The organism is candidate division WOR-3 bacterium (assembly GCA_026418155.1).
Lineage (GTDB): Bacteria > Hydrothermota > Tepidihabitantia > Tepidihabitantales > CAIPLT01 > JAOABV01.
On sequence record JAOABV010000066.1, the window covers coordinates 1 to 9167 of the forward strand.

General features: G+C 37.1%; 6 protein-coding genes. 1 reads left to right on the plus strand and 5 read right to left on the minus strand.

Features of this window, described 5'->3' with window-relative positions:
- Positions 1–239: 239 nt before the first annotated feature.
- Positions 240–3023, minus strand: coding sequence for an excinuclease ABC subunit UvrA (gene uvrA / locus N2201_06695; GenBank protein MCX7785891.1), 2784 nt, complete (start codon positions 3021–3023; stop codon positions 240–242).
- Positions 3024–3240: 217 nt separating this feature from the next.
- Between uvrA and N2201_06700 the strand changes: the two genes are divergently transcribed.
- Positions 3241–3684 (plus strand): Mut7-C RNAse domain-containing protein, encoded by a 444-nt coding sequence (locus N2201_06700; protein ID MCX7785892.1) that lies wholly within the window; start codon positions 3241–3243, stop codon positions 3682–3684.
- Between the two features lies 1 nt (position 3685).
- On the opposite strand, the gene N2201_06705 is transcribed toward N2201_06700, so the two are convergent.
- The 4 genes from N2201_06705 to N2201_06720 form a co-directional block, all read right to left on the minus strand.
- Positions 3686–4447 (minus strand): peptidoglycan DD-metalloendopeptidase family protein, encoded by a 762-nt coding sequence (locus N2201_06705; GenBank protein ID MCX7785893.1) that lies wholly within the window; start codon positions 4445–4447, stop codon positions 3686–3688.
- 70 nt (positions 4448–4517) lie between these two features.
- Positions 4518–5405, minus strand: coding sequence for a ParB/RepB/Spo0J family partition protein (locus N2201_06710; GenBank protein MCX7785894.1), 888 nt, complete (start codon positions 5403–5405; stop codon positions 4518–4520).
- 4 nt (positions 5406–5409) lie between these two features.
- Positions 5410–6249, minus strand: a complete 840-nt coding sequence (locus tag N2201_06715; GenBank protein ID MCX7785895.1) for an AAA family ATPase — start codon at positions 6247–6249, stop codon at positions 5410–5412.
- 222 nt (positions 6250–6471) lie between these two features.
- A partial coding sequence (locus N2201_06720) for a T9SS type A sorting domain-containing protein (protein ID MCX7785896.1) occupies positions 6472–9167 on the minus strand: 2696 nt, incomplete at its 5' end.

A 9167-nucleotide genomic window follows, 5' to 3' on the forward strand; every position in this document is an offset into this window, starting at 1 on the left:
TAAGCCGGGGGGCAAGCCAGGGGGCATACCGGTGGGCAACCCAAGGGCTTGCCGAGAGGACCGCAGATTAGACAACCAAGAATGCCAATCACGCCCATCACTTTAATGCGCTTGTCTATCAAAAAAACAGCGGTACGGAACATTAGAAAACGAAAGACAAAGAATATGCTTATCTTTAGTTTACCAGAATTTTAACAAACATTGTCAATATCTCTGCTTACTAAAATAGATTATAACTTTTAGTTGTTTTTGAGTATCTTTTTTAAGAACTGGCCGGTATAAGACTGTGGGATTTTGGCGATTTGTTCTGGTGTGCCTTCAGCAATTATTTCTCCGCCTTGGTCACCGCCTTCTGGTCCTAAATCAATTACCCAATCCGCACATTTGATAACTTCCAAATTATGTTCAATGACAACAACTGTATTTCCTCTATCAACTAAACGATTCAAGACTGCCAGTAATAGTTTAACATCTTCAAAATGCAATCCCGTAGTTGGTTCATCTAACAGATATAATGTGTTGCCTGTGCCAATTTTAGATAATTCTTTAGCAATTTTAACTCTTTGGGCTTCACCGCCAGATAAGTTCGGTGCAGGTTGCCCAAGTTTAATATATCCTAAACCAACATCTTTTAGTAATTCAAGTTTTCTTCTAATTGCCGGAATATTGTAAAAGAAGTCTAATGCTTGAGTCACAGTCATATTTAAGACATCATAGATATTTTTACCTTTATATTTAATTTCAAGAGTTTCGCGGTTGTATCTTCTGCCTTTACATTCTTCACAAGGAATATACACTGGTGGTAAAAAGTGCATTTCAACTTTAATAATGCCATCACCAGCACAGGCTTCACATCTACCACCATAGACATTAAAGGAAAACCGGCCGGGTTTATATCCGCGTATTCGGGCTTCTTTGGTCTGAGCGAATAGTTCTCTGATTGGTGTAAAGACATTGGTATAAGTTGCTGGATTAGAACGGGGTGTTCTACCAATTGGTGATTGGTCAATATTAATAATTTTATCAATCTTATCAATATTTAAGATTGCATCATGGGCACCAGGTCTTTCTTTTGAGTTATAAAATTTCTGAGCAAGTTGTTTGTATAAGATGTCAAAAATGAGCGTGCTTTTGCCGGACCCAGATACACCGGTGATACAGACAAAAAGTCCTAAAGGAATTTTGACATCAATCGATTTGAGATTATTCTCCCGAGCACCTTTGATAATAAGGAAATTAGCACCAGGTTTTCGTCGCTTTTGGGGAATGGCGATTGATTTTTTACCGCTGAGATAAGCGCCGGTTAAAGATTTGTCATCAGCCATAATTTTAGTTGGCGGACCGGTTGCAACAACATAACCACCTTGTTCGCCAGCACCTGGTCCTAAATCAATCACATAATCTGCAGAAAGAATTGTTTCTTTATCATGTTCGACCACAATCACAGTATTACCTAAATCTCGCAATTGTTTTAAGGTGTTGAGTAATCTCGTATTATCTCTTTGATGAAGACCAATACTGGGCTCGTCCAAAATATAGACCACCCCAACTAATCCTGAACCAATTTGGGTTGCTAAGCGCACTCTCTGTTCTTCACCACCGCCCAAGGTATCCGCGCGACGGTCTAAGGTTAAATAATCGAGTCCAACTGAAATCAGAAACTGTAAGCGACGGGTTATTTCTTTAATTACTTCTTTAGCAATAAGTGATTCTTTTTCAGTTAGTTTTATCTCATTTTGGAAGAAGTTAAATGCTTGTTTTACCGACATTGCAGAAATATCCGCAATATTCAAATTATTAATCTTAACTGAGAGACTTTCTTTTTTGAGTCTTGAGCCCTTGCATTCAGGACAAGGTAGGATTGACATAAATTTTTCTGCCCATTCTCGGATTGCCTCGGATTCAGTTTCTCGGTAAAACCGCATAATATGGGGAATCACACCTTCAAAGCCTGTTTCGTCACTACCATTAAGAATAACATTTTTGACTTTATTGGGTAAATTTTTCCAAGGTGTCTTTAAGTCAAAATTATAAGTATCGGCTAAATCTTGAAGTTGGGATAAAAACCAGTGGCCTGTCACTTCGCCCCAAGGTGCAATCGCACCATCAGTAATACTTTGATGGGGATTAGCAATAACCCGCTCAACATCTACTTCCATTTTAATCCCTAAGCCATGACATACAGAACAGGCACCATAAGGTGCATTAAAAGAGAATAGTCTGGGTGAAATCTCTCCATAACTAAATCCGCAATCAACGCAAGCAAACGCACTGGAAAAGATTCGCTCCTCTTTATTATTAACTAAAACCATACACAATCCTTGACCTTCTTTTAATGCCAATTCTACAGATTCAGCAATGCGCTTGCGCAAAGCGACATCAGCCTGAGTAACGGTCAATCGGTCAATAACAATTTCAATATTATGTTTCTGGTATTTGGCTAATGTAGGTACTTGTTCAATCTCATAGATTTTATCATCAACGCGCACGCGTAAAAATCCTTTGCGCTTGATTTTATCCAATAAATCCAAATATTCACCTTTTCGGCCTCTAACAACTGGTGCTAAAATTACGATTGGTGTGTTAGATTGAATTGAGAGTATATTGTCAACAATTTGGTCAACAGTCTGCGAAGTTATCGGTTTTTGACATTCTGGGCAATAGGGAATGCCAATGCGAGCAAATAAGACTCTTAAATAATCATAGATTTCAGTAACTGTGCCCACAGTAGAACGAGGATTTTTAGCCGCGGTTCGTTGTTCAATAGCAATTGCTGGTGATAAACCGGTAATATAATCGACATCTGGTTTGTCCAGCATACCTAAAAATTGTCGCGCATAAGCAGATAAAGATTCAATATACCGTCTTTGACCTTCAGCATAAATTGTATCAAAGGCTAAAGACGATTTTCCCGAGCCAGAAATGCCGGTAATAACCACCAATTTGTTACGCGGTATTTTTACATTGATATTTTTTAGATTATGGACACGGGCACCTTTAACAAAGATATAGTCGTTTCTCATTTTGCATTAATAACAATTATAATGCTGATTTATTGGTTTTTCAAGATAAGAGAGTTGTAATGGATAGTATATGTAGTTCTTCATAAATATAACCAACAAGGAAGACGAAGGTTTAGGAAGAAAAAAGAATGCGCACAAAATTCTTGACCTTACGGGTTGTTTTAGCAAATTTCAGCCTTTACAACTTGTTATCAGAACTTATAATTTAATAAGTTTTATGAAGTTTTTAGTTGATTTTATGCTGGGAAAACTGGCACGAGAATTAAGAATGCTTGGTTTTGATGTTAAATATATCCAGCCTAATAGTCCGTTAGTATTATTACAAATTGCCAAAACTGAAAATAGAACTATCCTTTCTCGCAATACAAAACTTAAAGACTATCCAGAAGTCTTGTTTATTGAGAGTGAGATTCCGCACGAACAAATCAAAAGGGTATTGAAACAATTTAATCTTGAGAAAGAGATAAGACCTTTTAGTCGTTGTATTGTTTGTAACGAATTACTACAGTCTATAGATAAACCAGAAGTCAAAGGTCGGGTACCTTTCTTTGTTTTTCAGACCCAAAAGGATTTTTCAGTCTGTCCGCAGTGTCAAAAAATTTACTGGCGAGGTAGCCATTGGAAAAATATGCAGCAAAGAATAAAGAAGATATTGAAGTAAATTAGCGAATAATAGATTTTAATGCTTTTTCTGGGTCAAGGTTTTCTATTTTATTGCCGGTAAATTTTATAATTTCAAAGTGTAAGTGGGGTGCAGTTGATTTTCCTGAAGTGCCCACATACCCAATAATTTCACCTGGATTAACTGGTTCATTCTTGTTTTTCACTGTTTTGTAAAGATGTCCATAGAATGTTTTGTAGCCGTCGCCGTGGTCAAGTTTAATATAATTGCCATAAAATGTATCATAACCAACTGCTTCTACAACCCCATAGCCAACCGCAAAGACCGGCATTCCTAATTGAGTTGCCAAATCAATACCTTGATGGGTGCTACTAAAGCGTCGGGAAATGATATAACCCGTAGTTGGTGCATTCTGAAATTTTATTGGAGAGATTTGTTTTTCTGGTGTCCGATAGGGTTGATAGTTCTCTTCTAAAGAGGACAAATCAATCGGTGGCGGATTTTTATCCGCACCAAGCATCCGAGCGATTTTCGCTCGTTCCAGTTCTAAGTCATTGAGTCTTTTCTGAAGTTCTACAACTTTTTTATTCTCATTTTCCAGTTGAATATTACGATTATAAAGATAACGGATAGTTAAATTTTGTTGGTTGGTATAATGAAGTAAGTATATTCCTAATATAGCGAAAATTACTAATATACCTAAACCAATAAGTATTAGTCGAATCTCAAATAGAGAGAACCGATGCTGATAATGTTTCTTTTTATAAAGAGGTGTAATAATAATCTCTACCATCCGCTTCATAATCAGTTAAACTCTGATTTTATACTCTTGTATTATTGTTGGTAAATATCTGTATTATTGTTGGCAAATATCAGAAAGCCTGTCTTTCGCCCATTATTAATTTAACTAAACGAGTTAAGTCATCATCAGAATAAAATTCAATGACAACAGTGCCTTTCTGAGCAGTCTTGTTAATACGAACGCGTGTTCGTAAGTATTCCTGTAATTTTTCTTCAATATCTGTAATATGAATATCTTTTTCCCTTATAGTTGCAGATGTTTTTGCTGTTCGGACGCGCGACTTTTTTTGAGGATAACAGAGTTCTTCTACTTGTCGGACTGATAAACCCTCACGAACGATTCTTTCGCACAGCATTTCTTGTGCTTTTCTTTCCGAGAGCGCCAAAAGTGCTCGGGCATGGCCAGTAGTGATTTTACCTTGTCGCAGATAATTCTGAACTGAGTCCGGTAAAGTTAGCAGTCTTAAAGCATTAGTAATGGTCGAACGGTCTTTACCGACTTTTTCCGCAATCATCTCATGCGTCATTCCAAAATCTTCAACTAACCTTTTGTAACCTCGGGCTTCTTCAATAGGATTTAAATCTGTGCGTTGAATATTTTCAATCAGCGCCCACTCCAGCATTTCGGTTTCGGAAATCTCTTTAACAATTGTCGGTATTTCGGTTAAGCCTGCTGCTCGTGCCGCACGCAAACGTCTCTCACCAACCACAAGTTCATAAGTGATTTGGTCAGAACTTACCTGACGACGGGTCCTGACAATTATTGGTTGTAAGATACCTTTTTCTTTTATTGACGTAATTAAATCTGATAAATCTTCCTCAGGATTTTCTCGAGGCTGATAAGGATTAGGCAAAATTTCGTTGATCGGTAGATAATTAACTTCATTCGGTTCTGCGATTGGTTTTTCCGATACCTGAGGAATAAGTGCAGAAATACCTTTACCTAAAACTTTTTTCATAACCTTATCCTTCTGGCTTACAAACTGTTGAAATGTTTGTCGGATTATTATTTTTCATATGTGCTGACATTCGAGTGAGAAATTCTTGAACTAAATTACGATAAGCAGTTGCTGCCGAGGAGTTGTTATCATATTGAAAAATACTTTTACCAAAACTGGGTGCTTCGGCTAACCGAACCGAACGCGGAATAGTTGTTTCGTATACTTTGTCCGCAAAAAACTTTCTCACTTCTTCTGCAACCTGTTGGGAGAGATTAAGATGTTTAGAATACATTGTTAATACGACCCCTTCAATCTCAAGATTGTGATTAAGACTTTTTTTGACCAAATTAATCGTTTCTAACAATCGAACAATACCTTCTAAAGCATAATATTCACACTGGACTGGAATGATAATTCGGTCAGCAGCAACTAACCCATTAATCGTGATTAATCCTAATGATGGCGGACAGTCAATGATAATAAACGAATAAGAATCTCGTAAAGTATCAAGCGCTTGTTTTAGTCGCATCTCTCTTCCGAATAAGTTTACTAATTCTACCTCAGCACCAGCCAAAGCAATACTTGAAGGCAGTAAATCAAAATTCGGATTAATGTTGATACAAGCATCTTTTGCTTTATTAGCATCAATCAGAATATCATAGACCGACAATTTCACTGAGTTGCGGGCAACTCCTAAACCAGAGGTAGAATGGGCTTGCGGGTCGATATCAACTAAAAGTACTTTATGTTCTTCTTGGGCTAAGGCTGAACAAAAATTAATTGCAGTAGTCGTTTTTCCAACACCACCTTTTTGATTAGCAATACCAATTATTAATGCTGGTGCATTCATAGATTCAGCCATATATTAACTTAATAAGAATTTTAGAAAATGTCAAGTGTCTCATCTAAAGAGGTAATCTTTACCACAGTACACAAAGGACACTGGGCTTTCTCAAGACAAATTAGAATCTTAAATACGACAATTTTATTAAACGCAAAGAAGAACAGAGTTCTTCTAATCTAAAACAAAAAAATAGGGCGGAGCCCCACTTCCGCCCTACGGAGTATGGGTATGTTGTGGGAGTTAAGGGAGTGTTAGTTTCACTGTCATATAATTAATTATACTAAAAAATCGTAAAAAGTAAAGACCCTTTGTTAAATTATCTGCGTTTAACTTAATACTATAGGTGCCGACATCGTGATATTTTTCAACAAGAGTTTTTACTAATTTGCCAGTTGCATCATAAAGTTTTATCGTAACTTTGCCTGCAACCGGAATATTATAGCGTATCGTAGTAAATTTTGAAAACGGATTAGGCGAAACAGTCAAAATAAAGTTTGTGTTCTGAGTTTTGAGTTTTGTGTTATCTGTTAATATCGGCATATTTGCCATTTGAGATTTGAGATTTGACTTCGTAATTGGTGGTGTGTATCGCCAGAATTCAGAATTATTGCCACCTTTCATAGCATAGAGGCTATACTCATAAGATGCTAACGCACCACCATATTTAACTCTTCGTATTCCTGGAATTGTATCAACATAAAACCAAGTATCTAATGCAATATCATAACAACCTAAATCTTTAGTATTACCACCTTTGAAAGCATAAATTTTTCCGTCAGCAGTTGCTACTAATGCTGCGCCGTCTTTGATTTTCTTTTTTGTAGATGAGTAATTATACCCAAATTTCGCATCGGCTTTTTTCACCCAAGTATCGGGAGTATAAGCATAGAAATGATAAGTATTGCCACCAACAAACGCATAGATTGTATCATTCAGCGCGACTAAACATGCACCGCCTTTAATTTTCTTACCATCAGATGTAATCAGAGATTTTCGTTGATACCATGAATCAGTATTGGGATTATAGAGCCAAAATTCATTAGTATTACCACCTTTAAAAGCATAGATTGAACATCTATGTGCGACTAATGCGCCGCCAGTTTTAACTTTAGTTGTTTTTAATGAAAGTGATTCTTGTTCGGGAATTGATGCTCTTCTTATCCAACTATCATTTTCCGTAAGATATGCCCAAAATTCAGAAGTATTTCCACCCTTAAATGCATAGAGTGTGCGTCCCATAGCAACCAGCGAACCACCGGCTTTTACATTTCGTTTATAAATTCTTCCTTCTTCTTCGAGATAAGGAATTGGTGGTTTCGTTATCCAATCGTTGGATTCAATGTCATATTGGTAAAGATAAGAAGTGTTACCACCTTGTAATGCGTAAATTTTATTTTGCACAATTGCTAAAGCACCGCCGTCTTTAATTCCCTTACCTGGGGGCATTGTTGGAATTGTGCACATCTCTACCCAGCCCGGCACAAGCGTTGTTAATAATGCTGTGGCTAAATTGTTTGATGGCACCGCATCATTATTCAGTTTAGTTGTGCAGCGCATTGAATAACTGCCTTGGTCAAAATCCACGACGAGTGGGTCAAAACTAAGTTCAACGGAATCTCGATGCGCCAGGTCAATATACAGTGTGCTATTATAACCTGTGCCTGGAATATAAAAAGTTACAGGAACAGTAGTCTCATCAATTGAACCATAATTATGAATCCACACTTTAGGAATAACCGTATCACCGTATTGCACCGGACTTAATGGTGCAGATATAGTTTTCGCCGAAAAATCTCTAACATTGACTGTAAAATTAACTTGTAAAGTATCATTAGACCTTTCTATATCATTTTCCAGATGGACTGAGCAACGAGCAGTGAAAGTTCCCCGTATCGGTATCCATTCTTGGAATTGGACTGTATCTTCGGTTCCCGGCAAAAGAGTCTTTGAACGAACATCAAGATAGAGATTACTGATTCTTAAAGTCACATCAAAAGTTTCAATATTATAGCCGTTATTCCTCACTTTTACTTGGGGAACTATAGTAGTTGCAGTAGATTCTATTGTGCCGGTTGGGTAATCAATTTGAATAACTGCAATGTCTTTATATACTGGACGGGTAAATTGAATTGCCCGTTCACCAGCTAAAAGGTTGCCAAGCGGTGTTCCATTATAAAGATATTGTAGACCGACTGTACCTGTAGAATCTTCGATTCCTATTGTAGCACTTCGACCCCAATTATATAGTGTATCTCCCACAGCACAATCTTTATATTGTAACAAAATTTGGCCATTTTCATATAGTATGACTTGGAATGTTATAGGGTTAATGGGTCGGAGAAATCCCGGAAGAACTTGTTTTATTTGAGCATCTTGCCAAGTAATCACACAATAACGATTGGGTGCATTTCCCAAAATCTGGTAATAAATTTTTCCACCATTTGACGGAATTAAATTCAAATCATCCCAGAAAACATAAATTGTTCTATTAGGTAATGAAGTGTTAGGAAGAGAAGTATTGTTCGGTGAACTATTTCCGGGATCTGGCCCAAAACTTAACCAGCCATTAGTGCAAACCCAAACTCTATTATACGTGCGTCCATAAAAATAAAATTGGAACGGAAGAGATAGTGAATATCGAACATCATCACCAGAACCTAAGATTATGCCAGTTTGAGTAATATCAATCCAGTTATAGATAGGACCGTCAATCGTATCAGAATCGAGGTAAGTATAGCCAAAAGCATCTGGACCGCCTATAAAAGTACCTATGATACCCGATGATAAAGTACAAGACATTACTGGAGAAGAATTCGAGATATCTTTTACATAACAACCGGTAATAAGTCCGGATGGAGTGGGATAATTTGTCTTTGTATTAGGTATTGTTGATATACTATCAAATAAAGTTCTGTTTAATCCTCCAGGCCATGGGT

What these genes read in the sequence shown, in the direction of transcription:
- uvrA (MCX7785891.1), bottom strand. Translation starts at nt 3,023, where the DNA reads ATGAGAAACGACTATATCTTTGTTAAAGGTGCCCGTGTCCATAATCTA.
- N2201_06700 (MCX7785892.1), top strand. Translation starts at nt 3,241, where the DNA reads ATGAAGTTTTTAGTTGATTTTATGCTGGGAAAACTGGCACGAGAATTA.
- N2201_06705 (MCX7785893.1), bottom strand. Translation starts at nt 4,447, where the DNA reads ATGAAGCGGATGGTAGAGATTATTATTACACCTCTTTATAAAAAGAAA.
- N2201_06710 (MCX7785894.1), bottom strand. Translation starts at nt 5,405, where the DNA reads ATGAAAAAAGTTTTAGGTAAAGGTATTTCTGCACTTATTCCTCAGGTA.
- N2201_06715 (MCX7785895.1), bottom strand. Translation starts at nt 6,249, where the DNA reads ATGGCTGAATCTATGAATGCACCAGCATTAATAATTGGTATTGCTAAT.